This window comes from Streptomyces niveus, assembly GCF_001723055.1.
In the GTDB taxonomy this organism is placed as follows: Bacteria; Actinomycetota; Actinomycetes; order Streptomycetales; family Streptomycetaceae; genus Streptomyces; species Streptomyces niveus.
In genome coordinates this window covers 1-16,858 of the sequence record NZ_MDCR01000099.1, presented here as the reverse complement: position 1 = coordinate 16,858, position 16,858 = coordinate 1, and the positions used below count along the sequence as shown (strand labels likewise).

General features: G+C 69.7%; 16 protein-coding genes and 3 pseudogenes. 5 read left to right on the top strand and 14 right to left on the bottom strand.

Annotated elements, in window-relative coordinates; translation table 11 throughout:
* The 6 genes from BHU15_RS13525 to BHU15_RS13505 form a co-directional block, all read right to left on the bottom strand.
* On the bottom strand, window positions 1-604 hold a 604-nt coding region (locus BHU15_RS13525), incomplete at its 3' end, for an ACP S-malonyltransferase (protein WP_141726816.1).
* A gap of 1 nt (window position 605) precedes the next feature.
* Window positions 606-1,403, bottom strand: a complete 798-nt coding sequence (locus BHU15_RS42025) for a MaoC family dehydratase (RefSeq protein WP_069627407.1) — start codon at window positions 1,401-1,403, stop codon at window positions 606-608.
* A 106-nt stretch (window positions 1,404-1,509) separates the two neighbouring features.
* On the bottom strand, window positions 1,510-2,433 hold the full coding sequence (locus tag BHU15_RS13515; protein WP_069627406.1) for a class I SAM-dependent methyltransferase: 924 nt from the start codon (window positions 2,431-2,433) through the stop codon (window positions 1,510-1,512).
* 119 nt (window positions 2,434-2,552) lie between these two features.
* Window positions 2,553-2,681: a hypothetical protein gene (locus tag BHU15_RS41310; RefSeq protein WP_023543551.1), complete on the bottom strand. Its 129-nt coding sequence runs from the start codon at window positions 2,679-2,681 to the stop codon at window positions 2,553-2,555.
* 96 nt (window positions 2,682-2,777) lie between these two features.
* Window positions 2,778-3,437 carry a helix-turn-helix transcriptional regulator gene (locus BHU15_RS13510; RefSeq protein WP_069627405.1) on the bottom strand — a complete coding sequence of 220 codons (660 nt, stop codon included), beginning with the start codon at window positions 3,435-3,437 and terminating at the stop codon, window positions 2,778-2,780.
* 62 nt (window positions 3,438-3,499) lie between these two features.
* Complete coding sequence (locus tag BHU15_RS13505) at window positions 3,500-5,737, bottom strand: MMPL family transporter (RefSeq protein ID WP_171908364.1); 2,238 nt, start codon at window positions 5,735-5,737, stop codon at window positions 3,500-3,502.
* A gap of 373 nt (window positions 5,738-6,110) precedes the next feature.
* Here BHU15_RS13505 and BHU15_RS42260 point away from each other — a divergent pair, with 373 nt between their 5' ends.
* A complete protein-coding gene (locus tag BHU15_RS42260; protein WP_069627404.1) occupies window positions 6,111-6,437 on the top strand; it encodes a hypothetical protein in 327 nt (108 codons plus the stop codon).
* A gap of 13 nt (window positions 6,438-6,450) precedes the next feature.
* Here the strand turns inward: BHU15_RS42260 and BHU15_RS13495 are convergent, their stop codons facing one another.
* A complete protein-coding gene (locus BHU15_RS13495; RefSeq protein WP_069627403.1) occupies window positions 6,451-6,849 on the bottom strand; it encodes an arsenate reductase family protein in 399 nt (132 codons plus the stop codon).
* 190 nt (window positions 6,850-7,039) lie between these two features.
* On the opposite strand from BHU15_RS13495, the gene BHU15_RS13490 reads away from it, so the two are divergent.
* Complete coding sequence (locus BHU15_RS13490) at window positions 7,040-8,293, top strand: MFS transporter (protein ID WP_079128116.1); 1,254 nt, start codon at window positions 7,040-7,042, stop codon at window positions 8,291-8,293.
* On the opposite strand, the pseudogene BHU15_RS13485 reads toward BHU15_RS13490, so the two are convergent.
* Window positions 8,290-9,201, bottom strand: a pseudogene (locus tag BHU15_RS13485) (IS5 family transposase). The gene BHU15_RS13490 and the pseudogene BHU15_RS13485 sit on opposite strands and share 4 nt — an antisense overlap.
* A gap of 36 nt (window positions 9,202-9,237) precedes the next feature.
* Here BHU15_RS13485 and BHU15_RS13475 point away from each other — a divergent pair.
* The 3 genes from BHU15_RS13475 (at window position 9,238) to BHU15_RS13465 (ending at window position 12,360) form a co-directional block, all read left to right on the top strand.
* A complete protein-coding gene (locus tag BHU15_RS13475; RefSeq protein WP_069627400.1) occupies window positions 9,238-9,867 on the top strand; it encodes a class I SAM-dependent methyltransferase in 630 nt (209 codons plus the stop codon).
* 955 nt (window positions 9,868-10,822) lie between these two features.
* Entirely contained in the window at window positions 10,823-11,665 is an 843-nt protein-coding gene (locus BHU15_RS13470; RefSeq protein ID WP_069627408.1) for a helix-turn-helix domain-containing protein, read from the top strand.
* A 77-nt stretch (window positions 11,666-11,742) separates the two neighbouring features.
* Window positions 11,743-12,360, top strand: coding sequence for a dihydrofolate reductase family protein (locus tag BHU15_RS13465; protein WP_069627399.1), 618 nt, complete (start codon window positions 11,743-11,745; stop codon window positions 12,358-12,360).
* 346 nt (window positions 12,361-12,706) lie between these two features.
* On the opposite strand, the gene BHU15_RS13460 is transcribed toward BHU15_RS13465, so the two are convergent.
* From BHU15_RS13460 to BHU15_RS41295, 6 genes and pseudogenes are all read right to left on the bottom strand, one after another.
* Window positions 12,707-13,510 carry a BPL-N domain-containing protein gene (locus tag BHU15_RS13460; RefSeq protein WP_069627398.1) on the bottom strand — a complete coding sequence of 268 codons (804 nt, stop codon included), beginning with the start codon at window positions 13,508-13,510 and terminating at the stop codon, window positions 12,707-12,709.
* Window positions 13,511-13,742: 232 nt separating this feature from the next.
* Window positions 13,743-14,540, bottom strand: coding sequence for a hypothetical protein (locus BHU15_RS13455; RefSeq protein ID WP_141726815.1), 798 nt, complete (start codon window positions 14,538-14,540; stop codon window positions 13,743-13,745).
* Between the two features lie 243 nt (window positions 14,541-14,783).
* Window positions 14,784-15,317 (bottom strand): hypothetical protein, encoded by a 534-nt coding sequence (locus BHU15_RS13450; protein WP_069627396.1) that lies wholly within the window; start codon window positions 15,315-15,317, stop codon window positions 14,784-14,786.
* Window positions 15,318-15,319: 2 nt separating this feature from the next.
* On the bottom strand, window positions 15,320-16,090 hold the full coding sequence (locus tag BHU15_RS13445) for a hypothetical protein (RefSeq protein ID WP_171908363.1): 771 nt from the start codon (window positions 16,088-16,090) through the stop codon (window positions 15,320-15,322).
* 305 nt (window positions 16,091-16,395) lie between these two features.
* Window positions 16,396-16,614, bottom strand: a pseudogene (locus BHU15_RS13440) (hypothetical protein); the annotation flags it as partial.
* A 120-nt stretch (window positions 16,615-16,734) separates the two neighbouring features.
* A pseudogene (locus BHU15_RS41295) lies at window positions 16,735-16,858 on the bottom strand (VOC family protein); the annotation flags it as partial.

Below are 16,858 nucleotides of genomic sequence, written 5' to 3'. Positions count from 1 at the left end.
CTGCGGCGGGGGCCATCAGGGGGGTGTGGGCGGCGTAGGGGATGCGCAGCGGCCGGACGCGGAAGGCGCCACGCGCGCGGCAGAGTTCGGCGGCGTCGGCGAGCGCGGCCGTCGTGCCCGCGACGACGGTCTGGGAGGGGCTGTTGATGTTGGAGATCTGCACGAAGTCGCCGTCGTCCCCGGTGACTTGGGTGATGTCCGCGCAGACGGCCCGCACCTCGGCCGGGGCCAGGCCCAGTACGGCGAGCATGCCGGTGCGGGTGTCGGCGCGGCGGGCCATGGCGCGGGCACGCAGCACGGCCAGCCGCAGCCCGGTCTCGAACGGGAGCGCGCCGGCCGCCGTCAGGGCGGCGAACTCGCCGAAGCTGTGGCCGATGACCGCCGCCGGGGCCGGCTCGTGGCGCAGCAGGGCGGTGGCCGCGGCGACGCCGACGACGAAGAGGGCGGGCTGGACGAACTCCGGGTCCTCGGCGTCACCGTGGCCGCCGCCCGGTACGGCCCCGATCAGCTCCCGTGCCTCACGCAGCAGCGCCGGGGCCGCGGCCAGGCCCGCTGTCATGTCCGGGCGCTGGGAACCCTGCCCGGGGAACATCCATACGGCCATGTCACCCCACCGCCGCTGTGGCACGTGTGACCCTGGTGTCCTTCAGCACGGGCCGCCCGGCGACGCTCACGTGCAGCGCGTACGAGCCGGGCGCCCCGGCGGCGCGTACGGCGAGGTCGAGTTCGTCGCCGGGGCGCACCGGCCGTACGAAACGGGTGCGGACCGCCGCGACGGCCGCGCCGTCCCCGTCGAACATCCTGGCCGTGAGTCCGGCGACGGCCAGCAGGAGCGTGGCCATGCCGTGCACGATGACGCCGGGCAGTCCGGCCCGGTGCGCCGCGGCCTCGCTGAGGTGGACCGGGTTGTGGTCACCGCTCGCCTCGGCGTAGCGGTGTGGCAGGTCGTCAGGTATCCGCTCGCGCCAGGTGAGGAGTACGGGTCCGGTGCCGTTCGTCGGCGCCGGGGGCCGGGGCAGCCGGCCGCCGCCCCGCGCGGGGCCGACGGTGAGTGTGGTCAGCAGGTCGGCGACCTCGTCCCCGGCGGCGCCCGTCATGCGGGTGCGCAGCGTGACGGCCCGCTGGAATCCGTAGTCGCCCTCGGCCTCAAGAATCGGGGTGACGGTGAGTTCCTCACGCGCGCCGGGCCAACGGTGCAGTGTCGTCTCCTGCGCCGCGTGGCGAATGTGCGCCGGGTCGGGTACGGGAAGGAAGTCGGCCAGCGCGGACCGTACGGCTGCGGGAAGGGCGCGGGCCGCAAAGAATGCGGGAACGGGCGCGTACGGAATCCGCAGCGCGTCGGTGAATTCCCCGGTCTCGACCGGACCTGTCGCGAACAGAAATGGCTCACGTATACGTGTCATGGCCTGTCCCCCGTGATGACTTCCGGCATTGCGATCCTAGAGAGCCGGAGCCCCGGGTCTCCACCCGGAATTCCGTAGTCTGATTCCGGGGAAAAACCCGGGTGAATCAGACCGGTAGCCGCGCGGTGACGAGTGCGGGCACGATGGCGCCGCGCCGGTACTCGTCGCGCGCGACGGTGAGCGTGTCGAGGAGCGTCCGCGCCTCGTCGGAGCCGTAGATCGCCGCGAGGTCGCCGAAGAACAGCCGCATGACCTTCAGCCGGTCATGCAGCAACGCGCAGGCCCAGTCGGTGAGTTCACGCAGCCGCACGTCGGTGAACCCGGCGGCGCGCAACTGCGCCACGCGTGTCTCGACGCCGGTGAGGAAGAAGATGCCCGGCGGGTGCAGTCGCCGGAAGGTCTCTGAGGGCTCGCCGCCGGGGCCGAGCAGGCCGGCCTCGTCCGTCATGACCAGCAGGCCACCGGGGCGCAGCACCCGGGCCGCCTCGGCGAACACCGCGTCGGTCCGGGCGAAGTGGGAGAGCGAGCCGGTGCACACCGCGACGTCCAGCGAGGCCGTACGCAACGGCAGGGCCCGCACGTCGGCCTGGACGGGGTGCGCCGTCCAGGGAGCCGCCCCAACCCGGGTCCGTGCCCCCGTATCGGCCGCTCTCTGCGCCTCGATGGTCGCGAACAGCTGGACGTGGTCGGCGACGAAGTCCAGCCCGACGGCGGTCCGTACGGTGACATCGCGCCTGCTCAGCCGGTCGACGACGGCGCGCAGCGCGCCGCCGAATCCGCAGCCCAGCTCGGCCAGGGTGATGGGAGCGCCCGTCGGCGCGGCGGCGACGATCGCGTCGGCGACCAACTCGCAGCCCTGGGCGCCGAAGTGGCCGAGCTGGTCGAGCCCCAGCGCATGGGCGCGGGAGCGGTCGCCCGCCACGTCGAGCGCGCCGGCCCAGGACCGTTCCCAGTCGTGCAGGGCGTGGAACAGCCGCCGGTGGTAGTCGCCTTGGAGGTCCTGTTGGGCGCCGCCTGTGGGTGCTGACATGTGTTCGCTCCGTCCCGGCCTCACGCGGTGACGCGGACAGTGGCGCCGCGGAAACGGCCGTGCGCCCGCGGCCGATGGGCAGACCGCGGGCGCACGCCCTGAGATTTTCCGCGCCGGAATTACTCGAAGTCGACGTCGGAGATGTCGAGAGAGCTGCTCGACGAAGAGGTCGTGCAGCCTTCCTCGACGCCGATCGACTCCAGGCTGGAGATCTGCTCGTCGACAATGTCGAACGTGATGTCTGCCATTTCCCATGCTCCTCTCGGACTTACCCGAACTTGCGTATCCAGCTTAGGAAGAGGGCCGTTCGCATACATCACGGATTGCCGTAGGAGTGCACGCATTCACGCGAGCCCAAGGGCGGTCGCACGCTCTACCACCTCAAGTCGGTTACGGGCGCTGAACTTCGAGAGCAGATGTCGCATGTGATATTCGACCGTGTTCTCCGTGACGAAGAGCGCGCCGGCGATCTCACGGTTGCGCATCCCGCGCCGGAGCAGTTCCAGTACGTCGCGCTCACGCCGGGTGAGATGGGGGGCGGGTCCGGTGGCCCGTTCGCGCAGGACTTCGAAGAAGATGCGGTCCATGACGTTGACTTCGAGGGTCTGTGACGCGCGGATCGCCGCGACGCCCCGGCGCAGATTGATGGTGTCCTCCAGATACACCCGGCAGCCGCGGCGCATCCACCGTTCGCAGCGGCGCCAGTCGCGGCTCTGACCGAGGATGGCCAGCCTGATGCCCTCCCTGACGGCCCTGGCCTTGGCGATCGTGCGCTGGACGTCCCCGTCGTCGAGATCCTGTCCGGCGAGGATCCAGCCGGCCCCGGTGGCGTAGACGATCGAACCCAGCTCGTCCCGTTCGGCGCAGCGGGTGATCTGCGCCGCGCCGTCCGGGACGGTCCCTTCGCCGCGCAGGGCGGGCCAGGTGCCGACGAGAATGACGCGACACTCCCCCGTGTCACCGTCTTCGTGCGTGCTCGTACATTCGGTGGGAAAGGTGTGCATCACAGCAGGGCCCCCGATTTGACTCGCATGTGGTCGATTACGTAGTGCCGTTCACTTCCCTTTCACCCGTCCCCCTTGATCCCGATGCGCGCGTGGAGCCGGCTGAGCCAGCGCGGTGCCCACCAGTTCGCCCGGCCCATGACGAGCATGAAGGCCGGTACGAGAACGCCGCGGATCAGCACGGCGTCCATGAGCACAGCGAGGAACATGCCGAGGCCCAGCAGCTTCAGGACCGAGATGTCGGAGCTGGCGAGTGCGAGCAGCACTCCTCCGATGAGGACGGCCGCCGCGGTGATGAGTGAGCCGGTTCTGCCGACGCCCTCGATCACCGCCCTGGTGTTGTCACCGTGTACGGAGTACTGCTCACGGATCCGCGACATCAGAAAGATCTCGTAGTCCATGGACAGGCCGAATGCCGCACAGAACATCAGTACGGGCACGGTCACATCGAGGTATCCGGTGGTGACGAAGTCCCCCACGAGCCACTTGAGATGGCCGTCCTGAAAGATGTAGACCATCGCGCCGAAGGATGCGGTGAGACTGAGTGTGTTGAAGATGATGGCTTTCAGCGGAACGAGCAGGCTGCCGGTGAACAGCAGCAGCAGGAGGAACATGAGGACGAGGATGATGCCGAGCGCGTAGGGCAGCCGCTCGGCGATGACCGTTTTGGTGTCGGTGAAGAGGGCGGAGTCGCCCGCGACGAAGACGTCACCGGGCCCGGACAGCGCGCGGATGTCCTTGACGACCTGTTCGCTGCGGGGTGAGAAGGCGCTGTCGACGGGCACGGCGTGGACACGGCTCACCGTCCCGCTGGTGTACGCCCGTGGTGGCTCGGCCGGCGGTCCGGCCGGCCTCCCCCGCTCGAAGCGCCCCGTCGCGCCCACGGCGTAGGCGACACCGTCGATGCGCGAGACCCGTTGGGCGTACGCGTCCCGCTCCTCGCGCGAGGCGTCCCGCACGATCACCTGAACGGGGTTGAGCGCGTGCGCGTCGAAGTCGCGCTCGACGACCCGCGCCGTACGGTACGACTCCGCGTCCGCGGGCAGTACACGTTCGTCGGTGAGGCCGAACTTGGCCTGGGTGAAGGGCAGTCCGAGCAGAAGCAGCAGCACCACGACGGGCAGCGCCACCGCGACCGGGCGGCGGGCGATACGGGCCGCGACGCGGGACCACCAGGGCTCGCCGTGCTCCTTGCGGCGGTGTCCGACAGCGCGGCCCAGCCGGTGCAGGAGCGGTGTGATGTCCCCGGCGTCCAGCCAGCGGCCGAAGACGAGCAGCGCGGCGGGCAGCACGAGCACGGCCGCGACGCCGACCGTGAGGACGGCGGGGATGGCCGCGTACGCCAGTGAGCGCAGGAAGTAGAGGGGGAAGACCAGCAGCGCGCTCAGGCACAGGGCGACCGTCAGGGCGGAGAAGAACACCGTGCGTCCGGCCGTCCGCACGGCGGTGACCGCCGCTTCGTGCACCGGCTTCCCGCCCTCGGTCTCCTCCCGGAACCGCATCAGGATGAACAGGCTGTAGTCGATCGCCAGGCCGAGACCGAGCGCCGTCGTCAGATTGAGGGCGAAGATCGACACATCGGTGAACTCGCTGACCGCGCGCAGGATCGCGAGTGTCAGTACGACCCCGATGACGCCGACGAGGAAGGGGAGCAGCGCGGCCACGACGGTGCGGAACACCAACAGCAGGATGAGCAGGATGACGGGCGCCGCGAACAGCTCGGCCCTGACCAGGTCCTGGTCGCTCTGCCGCTGCAACTCGCCGTTGGTCTGGGCCTCGCCGGTGACTCCGACCTGGAACGGGCCCTGCTCGCCGATCAGTTCCGGGACGATGCGCTTCGCCGTACGCTGCGCCTGGTCGTCGTCCCCGTCGAGTCGCACCATCACGACGGCCGAGCGCCGGTCGTCCGAGCGCAGCAGCGGGTCGCCGGTGGTCCAGAAGGAGTCCGCGGAGGCCACGGCGGGGGTGTCGGCGACCCGCTCGGTGTACGCGGCGCCCGCGGCGGCCGTGCGCGGGGAGCCGACGTCGGTGCCGGCCCTGAGCACGAGGATCAGATGGGTCCGGTCCACCCCGAAGCGCTCGCGCAGTTCGCTCTGGGCGACGCGCAGATTCCCGGTCGCCGCCGCGTACCCGCCGTTCGACAGGCGCTCGACCACGCCGACCCCGAACCAGCCCGCGACGACGACCAGCAGACCGGTGACGGCGAGCACGGCCCGCCGGCGGCGCAGGGTGAACTCCGCGACCCGTACGAGAAAGGTGCGCTCCGGTACCGCGGTGCGATCGAGCTCTTGAACGCTCAACGACTCCCCCAGCTGACCTGGTCCGGCGATGATCACTCCGGAAGCGCCAATTATACATACACGCATGTATGGGTACTACGAATTATGGAGTCCGGCGCGTCGTCGGCCAACACCGTACGAACACCATCGTGTCCGGATAACAGCGGCATACGGAACCCCAGACTCAGCCGATCAGTAACTGTCCGATTCCAAGTGGTCACACCAGGTGGTCACCGCGATGGGGGCGTCGATGGCCGGAGCAGGTGCCCTCGGGAGCCGGGAGTTGAGGCAATCCGCCGGGCGTCACTCTCACTTCGGCCAACCGGACGACGGCGTCCGTTACGGTCCGAAAGCGGAGGGGCGGCGCCGAGCGGTCCAGATATGAGGAGACGACATGAAGGCGGTAGCGATCAGGGCGTTCGGAGGCCCGGAGGGTCTGGCGGTCGTCGACCTCCCCGCCCCGGCCCCCACCGCCGGGCAGGTGGTGATCACCACGGAGGCGACCGGGGTCAGCGGCGCCGACGGGCTGACGGCGATCACCGACTCGGGCGGCGCGGTGCACGCCGCGACCGACGACGAACTGCTCGCCGCCCGGGCCCTGTTGACCGGCTACGGGGTCCAGCCCACCGCCGCTGCGTCGGCGGGCCTCGCGGGACTGCTTGGCCACGCCCGTACCACACCGGTCAGCGGGAACCAGATCGTCGTGCTGACCGGGCGCTGAGGCGCGCCGGGCCTCACGTGGGGCTGTTGTCCGCCCGGGGTCCTCCGGGCGGTGGTGTCGTCAGGATGGAGCGGACGGCCTGCGGAGTGCGGGCGACGACCGCGGTGCCGTCGTCCGCGGCGATGATGGGCCGCTGGATCAGCTCCGGGTGGCCCACGAGAGCGTCGATCCACCGGGTGCGGGTGGCCGCGTCCCTGGCCCAGTCGGCGAGACCGAGGCCGGCCGCGGCGGGCTCGCCGGTGCGGGTGATGTCCCAGGGCTCCAGGGCGAGGCGGTCCAGCAGGCCGGTGAGTTCGGCGGCGGTCGGGGGCTCGTCCAGGTAGCGCCGTACGGTGTAGTGGGCCCCGGCCTCGTCGAGCAGGGAGACTGCCGAACTGCACTTCGAGCAGGCTGGGTTGATCCAGATTTCCACGATCTCGTCTCATCCTTCGGTGTGCATGGCGGCGGCCCGGACGGCGGTGACCAGGTGACCAGGTGACCAGGTGACCAGGTGACCATGATGCCCGGCACATTGGCGTCGGATACCTGCCGGACAATCCCCCGCGGACTCGCTGGACTTGTCCCTCCGGTCATCACTCGCAGCGCACCGCAGGACGGGATCCATGTCGACCAGCACCACCAGTCCCCTCACCACCGCCGATCCGGGCGCGCCCCACGGGCGTTCGCCGCTCCTCTCCTGGCTGGCCGTCCTCTCGGTGACGACGGGCATCTTCTCCGTCGTCACCACCGAGATCCTGCCCATCGGCCTGCTCACGTCGATCGGATCGAGCTTCGGCGTCTCCGACGGTACGGCCGGGCTCATGATGACGGTGCCGGGTGTGCTGGCCGCCGTGTCCGCTCCCCTGGTCACCGTGGCCACGGCACGCGCCGACCGCCGGCTGATGCTCTGCGCGTTCGTCCTGCTGCTGGCACTCGCGAACTTCCTCGCCGCCGTGGCGCCGTACTACTGGCTGGTCCTGGTGTCCCGGATCATGGTCGGCGTCGCCATCGGCGGCTTCTGGTCGGTGGGAGTGGGACTGGCCGGGCGGCTGGTGGAGCGTCCGGCCGTGGGGCGGGCCACGGCGGTGATCTTCGCGGCGGTGCCGCTCGGCTCGGTCCTGGGTGTTCCGCTGGGGACCTTCGTCGGTGAAGTGGCGGGCTGGCGCACGGCATTCGCCGGCATGGGCGTGTTCACCCTGGCACTGCTCGCGCTGATGCTTCTGGTGATCCCGCCGCTGCCGCCCGTCCGCGCGACCCGGCTCCAGGTGCTGCGGGACGCGGTGCGCGCACCGGGCACCCGAGCCGCGCTGGCCGTGACCTTCCTCGTCGTACTCGCCCACTTCGGCACGTACACCTATGTGACCCCGTTCCTGGAACAGGTCACCGGCATCGGGCCCGGCACCGTCACCCTCTTCCTGCTCCTGTACGGCGCGGCCGGGATCGTGGGCAATTTCCTCGGTGGGGCGACGGTGGTGGACCACCCGAGAGCCACCTTCGTGATCGCCGCCGCGCTGATATCGGGCGCGACCCTGCTGCTGCCCGTCCTCGGCCGGTGGGAGATCGGCGCGATCGCGCTGCTGGCGGCCTGGGGAATCGCGTACGGCGCCGTCCCGGTCTGCTCACAGACCTGGTTCGCCAACGCGTCCCCGGACACACCGGAGGCGACCTCGGTCCTGTTCACCGCGTCCTTCCAGGCGACCATCTCCGTCGGCGCACTGGCCGGCGGCCTCGCACTCGACCGTTCGGCACCGTCCACGCTCATGCTGCTCGGCGGCGCCACGGCGGCGCTGGTCGTACTGCTGGGCGGCCCCAAGCGCGCCGCGGTCCGGTGGGGTGGGGGCTCCGGGCACGGCGGAGATCGCCCGGACAGGCCCTAGGGCCTGTCTGACAAATGATTACCCCGTGGACTCGCGGAGCCAGAGGATCAAGGAAGCCAGGACAACTCCGGTACGGTAGCGGTCGCCGAGCTTGTCGAACCGGGTCGCGATCGCGCGGAACTGCTTGAGGCGGGCGAAGCATCGTTCGACGACGTTGCGGTCGCGGTAGGTGACCTTGTCGAAGGTCGGCGGCCGGCCGCCGAGGGCTCCGCGTCGGTGGCGGTTCGCCGCCTGGTCGCGGCGCTCGGGGATCGTGGCAGCGATGCCCCGGCACCTCAGCAGATGGCGGATGGCCCTGCTGGAATACGCCTTGTCACCCAGCACACGGTCCGGTGTCGTGCGCGGGCGGCCCGTGCCGAGGCGCGGGGTGCGGATGCCGTCGAGGACCTGGCCGAACGCCGTCGCGTCGTTGACGTTGCCGGGCGTGAGCACAATCGACAGGGGCAGGCCCCGGCCATCGACGGCGAGATGGACTTTGGTGGTCAGTCCGCCTCGGGAGCGGCCGAGGGCCTGGCGCGCCTGCGAGCGGCCCGGATCTTCCAGTTCGTCCCCGTTCACATCCCCCTTTTGCGGGCGCCGACTGCGTGCTGGTGGGCTCGGTTGATGGTGGAGTCGACGGAGACGGTCCATTCCACCCGGCCCACCGCGTCATCGCGGACCTGAACGTGCTCCAGCAACCGTGCCCAGGTGCCGTCCGCCTCCCAGCGGGCGAACCGCTCGTAGACGGTCTGCCACGGCCCGAACCGGTCGGGAAGATCCCGCCACGGAGCCCCGGTCCGCAGCCGCCACAGCACCCCGTTGACCACCTGCCGGTGATCACGCCACGGACGGCCCCGTCCGTCCTCCTGAGGCAAAAGGGGCTCTATCCGCCTCCATGCCGCATCCGTCAACTCACCTCGACCTGCCACAAGATCAATTATCAGACCGGCTATAGAGTCCTGCCCGTGGCGAATCATCAGGACGAGACCAGGACGGCCTACGAGGGTGTCGTCGAGCTGTACGCATCGCTGTTCGCAAACCGGCTGGAAACACAGCCTTTCTCCCGGGCCATGATCGGCACCTTCGCCGAACTGGTGCGCGCGACGGGCAACCTGCGGACAGCGGACGTCGGGTGCGGGCCCGGACATCTGACAGCCATGCTGCACGAACTCGGCCTGGACGCCTTCGGACTAGACCTTGCCCCCGGCATGGTCGACCACGCCCGGCAGGCCCATCCGGCGCTGCGCTTCCAAGAGGCGCGGATGGAATCCCTGCCGATCGAGGACGCCGCGCTCGGCGGCGTGCTGGCCCACTACTCAATGATTCACACCCCTCCGGGGGAACTACCGGAGCTGCTCGCCGAACAGGTACGCGTCCTGGCACCGAACGGTCTGCTCCTGGTCTCCTTCTTCGGGACCGACGGACAAGTACCGGTCCGGTTCGACCACAAGGTGGCGCCCGCCTACAGCTGGCCGGTGGATCGCCTCGCCGAACTGCTGGGCGATGCTGGGCTCGATCCCTTCGCCCGGCTGCTCCACGATCCATCCTCTGATCGGGGCTTCCTCGACACCCATCTACTGGCACGCCGTTCGTAGCCACTGCCCAGTCCCCCCCAGCCGATCGGCGCACCTCCGGATTGCCAGCTCAGCCGAATCTCGCTGATCAGACCGGAATTGTCAGACACCCCCTAGGGCGTGTCTTCAAAGTCCCGTCTGGCTCACGACGCCTGGCACGCACGCTCGCCGCGTTGTCGGACTCGACCGAGTACGCCCAGTACGAGACCGATCCTCCGCCTTGCGATCGCACGCACCAGACGCCGCGAGCCCCGCCCTACGGGCGGACGACGCTACTTTGCGGACACGCCCTAGCCCACCCGGGCCTCGACGCACTCCCGTTCGCCGTCCGCCGACGCGGGTCGGAAGCAGGCCCGGACCGTGCCGCCCGGGTCGGCCGCGGTCATCTGGGTGCAGACGTAGGTCCGGGCCCTCGCCGATCGATACGTCGGCGTCCGTATCCGTGAGCCGGGTGGGGGCGGCGAGTTCCTTGGCCCCGCCGAACGAGGCCGGAGTCCGAGCTTGCAGACGCGGCGATCTGACGACGGCTTCCCTCGGGTGGGAGTGGGCGAGCCCCAACGGCCGGCGGATGTCCTCGTCGTGCACGATCTCCTCGGCGAGTCCGCTGTCGAGGGGTGCGGGCGGGGCCGATCCGCGTGACGCCACTTGGCGCATGCGCCTCGGCCTCTCCTGGGGTGAGGCGCCGCGTTCGCGTCGGCGCGGCAGCATCCCCGATCTGGTCACGGCGTCGTGCGCCCGGCTCCGGACTCGGCGGTCGTGATGGGATCAGCCGACGTGCCGGTGGAGACCGGGCTCGCCGACGTGGTCACGCTGCGACGGAGGTGCCAGGCCCGGATCTCGTTGGCGTCAGGCGGGTTCAGCAGAGCCGCGACGTCGCTCGCCGGCCGCGCGCGTGTCGTTCCGGCCGCTGGACAGCGGCAAGGATGCCCCCGCTCCGCTTGAGGCGGGCCGGACCCTCGTCGGCGATACTGGGTCCATGGAGTACGTCGGCCGGGTGCCCGCCCCGCCGCTTGACCGGTTCATCGACGACGTCTACTGCCTGACCGGGGTGCCGGGCCATCGCCGGATCAGCGTCTCGCCGATGCCGTCGGCGCACCTGTACATCAATCTGGGTGAGCCCGCATTCCTGTGGGATTCCGACCCGTCGGTGCCTCCGGCAGCGTTGACGGACGGGTGGTTCATGGGTCTGTGGACCAGGCGTTTCGTCCTTGAGTACCCCAGGCGGGTACACCTCGTCGGGGTCCACTTCAAGCCTTGGGGATTGTCATCGTTCGCCGGTGTGCCGACGAATGAGCTGCGGGACCGATGGGTGCCGGTCGATGCCCTCTGGCATCGGTCCGTGGACCGGATTCGCAACCAGGTCGGCGACGCCGCTTCGGCCGCCGCAACGCTGGGGGTCCTGGAGAGAGAGCTTCGATCGCGGCTCGTCGAGGCTCCGGCGCGCGGTCTCGACCTGGTCCAGCACGCAGGCGGGTGGCTGGAAGCCTCGCACGGCGCGATCCCGGTCGGTGCGCTGAGCGATGCCGCCGGGGTGAGCAACAATCACCTGGCGGCGCAGTTCAAGGCTCATGTCGGGGTCACTCCGAAACGGGTTGCCCGTATCTACCGCTTCGCGCGGCTGATCGAGTCCGTGGACTCGCTGGGCCCGGTCGACTGGTCGGAGCTCGCGCTTACGGCGGGCTATTTCGACCAGGCCCACTTCAGCAAGGAGTTCAAGGACTTCACCGGCCGCACTCCCACGGAGTACCTGGCGCTGCGGCGCCGGTTCACCGCGGAGCAGGGGTTCTCGCAGCCCGGTGGCCCGATGCCCGTTGAGTGATTTTTTACAAGCGGGGCTGTCTCTGGCCTGTAAATATCGGACGCGTCCGCTCCAGGTGACGTAATGGGGAGACCCTCATGGGCGCAGTGATCATGCACAACGTGGTGTCGGTAGACGGCTTCATCGCCGACAAGAACGACGGAGTCGGTCCGCTCCACGACTGGTACTTCAGCGGGGACACCAAACTTACGGAAACCGGCGCCGGGGACGGGGATTACGACCACTCCGAGGGAGGAGGCGGCTTCAGGCTCTCGCGTGCGTCGGCGGCGTACGTCCAGCCGGTGTGGGACTCGATCGGCGTGATCGTGATGGGCCGCGGCTTTTTCGACCTGATGAACGGCTGGGAGGGCCGGCCGCCCGTGGGTGACCACGTGGTCGTGGTTTCCCACCGGCCCAAGCCCGAGGGCTGGCACCCTGAGGCTTCGTATCACTTCGTCGATGGCGTGAAGGCCGCGATCGAGAAGGCCCAGGAGCTCGCCGGTGACCGGGTTGTCGCCGTGAGCGCCGGCGAAGTAGGCGGGCAGATCCTCGCGGCCGGTCTTGTGGACGAGGTCGCGATGGACGTGGCGCCGGTGGTGTTCGGATCGGGCAAGCGCTTCTTCGGTAGCTTCGACGGGCAGCAGCAGCTGGAGGATCCTCACGTGGTCGTCCAGGGCAACCGGGTACTGCACCTGAAGTTCAAGGTGCGCCGCTAGTGGAGGTCATCCGGGTCCGGATCCCGGTGCCCGGCCCGCGGCGCGTGGCGTCACACCGGACGACCCGGACAGAGCCGTCCTCGCAGGGCCGCTGGGCTCAGACCTTCTTCAACGAGGCTGGGTCGGTGAACAGGATCGCCGCGACGCGTTCGCCGGATGGCTGGGGCTTTGGTGCAACGGCGGTCATCCGCCGCCGCTCCTCATCCGTGACCAGGAGGGCTCGACCGCGCGCCGGAGCGCGGCGCCCGCGCGGACACGCTGCCCGGACACCACCGGACGGCTGAGCGCCACGTTCGCGGCCGGTCGCCTCGCCGGCCGGAACCGTGCAGCTCGCCGACCGACGTACTTACCGCCTTCCGACGGTCTTCTCGATCAGTTCGTCGGCCAGGTCGAACCGGACACCGTCGGGATTCTTCAGTCCGGCGTCCTCGTACCAGGAGCGGTCGGCTTCCGGGTGGGGGCCGCTGACTCCGACCCTGCCCCGGCCGTACGGGGCGACGACGACGGCCGGCGCCCCGTTGGGGTAGGTGGCCAGGACATCCGCGTCGGCGCCGTGGTCGAGGAGGAAGGCCGGGCCGTCCTGGAAGTACATGTACCGCCGCTTGCCGCGCCACGTCACCGGCACCACGGTGTCGCGATCGTCGTGGATCGTGGTATCCGGGAGGTCGATGTATCCGTTGGTGTCACCGGGCAGCAGGTCGAACCCGGGGTTGCGTCCGGCGAGGTAACCGCCGAAGCACAGGCCCAAGTAGCTGCCGCCGCCCCGGACCCAGTGGCGCATGATCCCGGCCGAGCCACGCAGCACCCGCCAGACCCCGTCGAGGTCGGAGCCGCCGCCCGGCTGGACGTACAGCCGCGCGTCGGCCAGAACGCGGGCGGTCAGGGGGACCCCGGTGCCGGGGCCGACGTACTTGACCCGGAAGGGCCACGGCGACCGGCGCAGCAGGGAGGCGATCGTCGGCGCGCAGTCGGAGCAGCCCTGAGGGCCGTTGTAGACCAGCGCGAGGGGCCTCTCCTCGGCCGGCTCGTCGGCGTTCGACCGGGCACAGCCCGCGGCCAGCAGGGCGGCGGCAGGGAGAACGCCGAGGAGTAGCCGGCGCCGGTCCGTGGTGGCCGGCCGGGGGCCGGTGCTCAGATCCCTGCCGGGCATGGTGCATCTCCTGTCTTCCCGGTCCGGACGCGAACCGAGGCTGAAGCCGAAGGCACGACGGGCGATGTCAGGGAGAACCGGTCACCCGGCACGACTGCCCGTCTCGGGGGAACCAGAAGGCTCCCTCTTCCTTTGATGCTCGCGACGCTCCGCCGGTTCACCATGCACAGCTATCACGGTGACCGGGCCCGGAAAGTGACCAAGGGCCGGTGTCCGCATCCTCGGTGAGGGATCACTTCGTGCGGAACTTCAGCACGGCCCCGTCCTTGTCGACGGCGACGGCCTTCATGGCGAGTTCTCTGCCGTCCGCTCTACCGAATGATCCGGTTCCGCCGGCGGTCAGCCAGACCTCCCCCACCGCACCGGCAGGGTCGTTGTTGCGTACCGTGGCCTTGGTTTCCGACAGCGACACGCCTACTTGCCATTCGCCGATCGCGAGGTGCGTCTGTTTCGTTACGAGGATTTCGCAGGCCCCGTCCTTGCAGGCGCCGGCGTCCGTGCCGTCCGCGGCCGTGGGCAGTCGTTCGGGCGGGGCGCACTCGGGCGCGGTGCGGTACGCGGCCGACAGCTTCGGTTGCCGGGCCGCCAAGGCGGTCAGGTCGGGCTTGGGCATCCTCAGGGACGCGATCAGCTCGCCGACCCGTTCGGCTCGGCCGACCGAATCCTCCCCGGTGCCGGTACGCGGGCCTGAGCCGGTCAGCGCGGTGACCATCGGTCGGACCCTGGCGACCTCCTTGGTCATGCCGTCGTGCAGCCGGTCCGCGGTGGCGATGCCCGATGACCGTGCGCCGACGCTCGCGAGCCCCTTCGCGACCTTGTCGAGGGCCGACGACGTGTCCCACAGATAGCCGATAGCGATGAGCTCGGCCCCGATCGGCGCCTCGTTGAGCGGATCCGCGATGCCCTTGACCCCGATCGCGCTGTTCGCCTTCGTCGTCTTGAAGAGCTCGGTGGCCTCACACATGTCACCGGCCCACTTCACCAGCGCCTGGCTCGGACCGGCGGACGTCGGCTCGGTTGACTTCGGCACGCTCTCCGCGGTCCCCGCCGAACCCTCGCCGTCCGCCGTGTCCGACGAACACCCGCCTGCCGCCAGCGTGACACCGACAGTCAGTAAGGCGACGCACCCCATCCTCGTCTTCACCACCACTGTCCTTCTCCTCGTTCTGACCGCTTGGCCCAGCCGCTCGCCATTGTCGGGCTCGCCTCCGGTATCCCTGCCGTTGATCCGGATCAGCCACCCGAACAGGTGAAGACGATCCGATGGACAACGTCAATCGACGTACTTCTCGGTCCAGTTGAGGACCGCCCGGTCGACGAACCGCGGAGGGCGGGCGAGCCCGGCCACGGCAACCAGTTCGTCGACGAGACGACGCACCTCATCGGTCGGATCGATCTGCCGATCGAGTGGTACGACCTTCCCGCGGCGGCCTTTCCAGCGGGGCAGCACCCAGTAGAGGACGGCCACCGCGGCGATCAGCAGAGCCAGTTCCAGCAGCACGGGCCACAACGGCAATCTGTGCTCGAAGCGGCGTTGGCAGGCGTCCAGCGCCTGCGCGACTCCCGGGCGCCGTAACGCCAACAGGGTCGCCTGGGGATCGCCGTTGGGATCGGCTCCCGCCGCGTAATAGCAACCAACGCTCCCGAGAACGTTCCCTTCGGATGTGAGCCAGTAGGACACGGTGTAGTTGACATTCTTCATCGCCGAGAGGCTGGCGACGAGCGCCAGCGCTGTCAGCAACGCGAAGCGGGATGTGGTCCCCGCCGTGAGGACTCGTTCGTCGATCCGCGTGGTCGGCACAGACATGACTACGCGGGGGTGTTCAACTCGTCGGTGTCGTCGTCACGGTTCGTCCTTCGGGAGTGCGCTGACGAATCCGCAGGCAGCAGAAGGTGAACCGCCACCCGATCGGCGAGCGTCTCCGCGCGTTCGGCCTCCAGACCGGTCTGTGCGGACAACTCCACGATTCGCCGCCGTACCTCGGCCACCTGATCGGCGTTCAGCACGGGGACCACCAACGGGGCGGATCGTCGCCGGAACATGCTGCCGAACCGCCCTCCCGACCGGGAGGGAGTACCGTCGATCGTGCGGCCGACGACTCGCCGCACGGATTCGTCCAGGGCCACCCAGATCACCGGAGTGGCCAGATAGACCATTTCCTCCAGCCCGAACCCCAGGGGCTCGCGGCCCCTGCGACGGCTGGTCAGACGTGCGATCACGGTCTCGTCGTCGAAGCGGCGTAACCCGTCCACGACGGGCAGTTCCTCGGCCGCCACCTCGGCGATGACGGCACGAACCACATCACGCACCGCCGTCCCGGACGACGAATCCTGCTTCTGATCCCCCGTGGTGTCCATTTCCCCTCCCTGGAGCGCCAGTTGTGAACGCCGCACGCTAGCTATCGCTTTCGCGATGTGAGGGTCGAATGTGTGATGTACCAACCAAAGGGGTGAACCGTCGTCGAAACGGCCGCCGTGGTCGCTGGACAGCGGTTGGTTGAGAGAAGCCCGAACGGGAGGCGGGCAGTTCACCGAGCTTCTGCCGACGGACTCGCAACCGAATTCGTCGCAATCGATCACAAGTGCCGACCGGCGAGCCGCTTTTCGTCGTTTCGCGGCTCCTCTGGTCCGTAGGCGCGTCATCGTGGTCGTGCATCGCGATCGGCCTCCGGGGGCGTGATCCGATCGTGCCGGAGACGGTTCTTCGGGCGAACTCCCGCCCTGGAACGGGACGGTGCATCAGCGCTGTCCCGTTCCCGGTACCGCACGCAGGCGGTGAGTTGGCGATTCTTCGGCTCGGTCCGTCGACCGCGCGAGCAAGACGTACTTCGAGCGGGTGCAGGTGCGGCGGAAGTCGACGGTTGCTCCCCATGCTGAGGCAGGGGTCAGTGTCCTGGTCCTGAGGACTGTTCGTCGGGCAGGCCGTACGGGATTTCGGGGTGGGTGGCTGCGATGGCCCGGAGGCGGTTGTACTTGGCGACGCGTTCGCCGCAGGCGGGGGCGCCGGATTTGATCTGTCCGCGGCCGGTCGCGGCGGCGAGGTCGGCGATGAAGGTGTCGGGGGCTCCGGAGCGGTGGGAGATCATGGCGTCGAGGGTTTGGGTTTCGGTGACGCGGCTGGGGCTCGCCTCGCTGTGCTGGTTGTCGCTGCGCGGCGCGCGACGGTCCGGGCGGTGAGGCCCGGCGCCGTCGGTCGCGAGCCAGGTCGGGCTTGCTGTGCGTGGTCAGTTCAGTTGCTGGGCCAGTCCGACGATGATGCCCTCGGGGCCGCGGACGTAGCACAGGAGGTAGCTGTCCTCGAACCGGGCGATCTCGCCGACGAGTTCAGCCCCGTGGGGGCGCAGGCGG

Bases quoted from the DNA above. Each gene is read 5' to 3' on its own strand.
- BHU15_RS13490 (WP_079128116.1), top strand. From the start codon at position 7,040: ATGTCGACCAGCACCACCAGTCCCCTCACCACCGCCGATCCGGGCGCG.
- BHU15_RS41310 (WP_023543551.1), bottom strand. From the start codon at position 2,681: ATGGCAGACATCACGTTCGACATTGTCGACGAGCAGATCTCCAGCCTG.
- BHU15_RS13460 (WP_069627398.1), bottom strand. From the start codon at position 13,510: ATGCCCGGCAGGGATCTGAGCACCGGCCCCCGGCCGGCCACCACGGAC.
- BHU15_RS13515 (WP_069627406.1), bottom strand. From the start codon at position 2,433: ATGTCAGCACCCACAGGCGGCGCCCAACAGGACCTCCAAGGCGACTAC.
- BHU15_RS13470 (WP_069627408.1), top strand. From the start codon at position 10,823: ATGGAGTACGTCGGCCGGGTGCCCGCCCCGCCGCTTGACCGGTTCATC.
- BHU15_RS42025 (WP_069627407.1), bottom strand. From the start codon at position 1,403: ATGACACGTATACGTGAGCCATTTCTGTTCGCGACAGGTCCGGTCGAG.
- BHU15_RS13510 (WP_069627405.1), bottom strand. From the start codon at position 3,437: ATGCACACCTTTCCCACCGAATGTACGAGCACGCACGAAGACGGTGAC.
- BHU15_RS13450 (WP_069627396.1), bottom strand. From the start codon at position 15,317: ATGTCTGTGCCGACCACGCGGATCGACGAACGAGTCCTCACGGCGGGG.
- BHU15_RS42260 (WP_069627404.1), top strand. From the start codon at position 6,111: ATGAAGGCGGTAGCGATCAGGGCGTTCGGAGGCCCGGAGGGTCTGGCG.
- BHU15_RS13465 (WP_069627399.1), top strand. From the start codon at position 11,743: ATGGGCGCAGTGATCATGCACAACGTGGTGTCGGTAGACGGCTTCATC.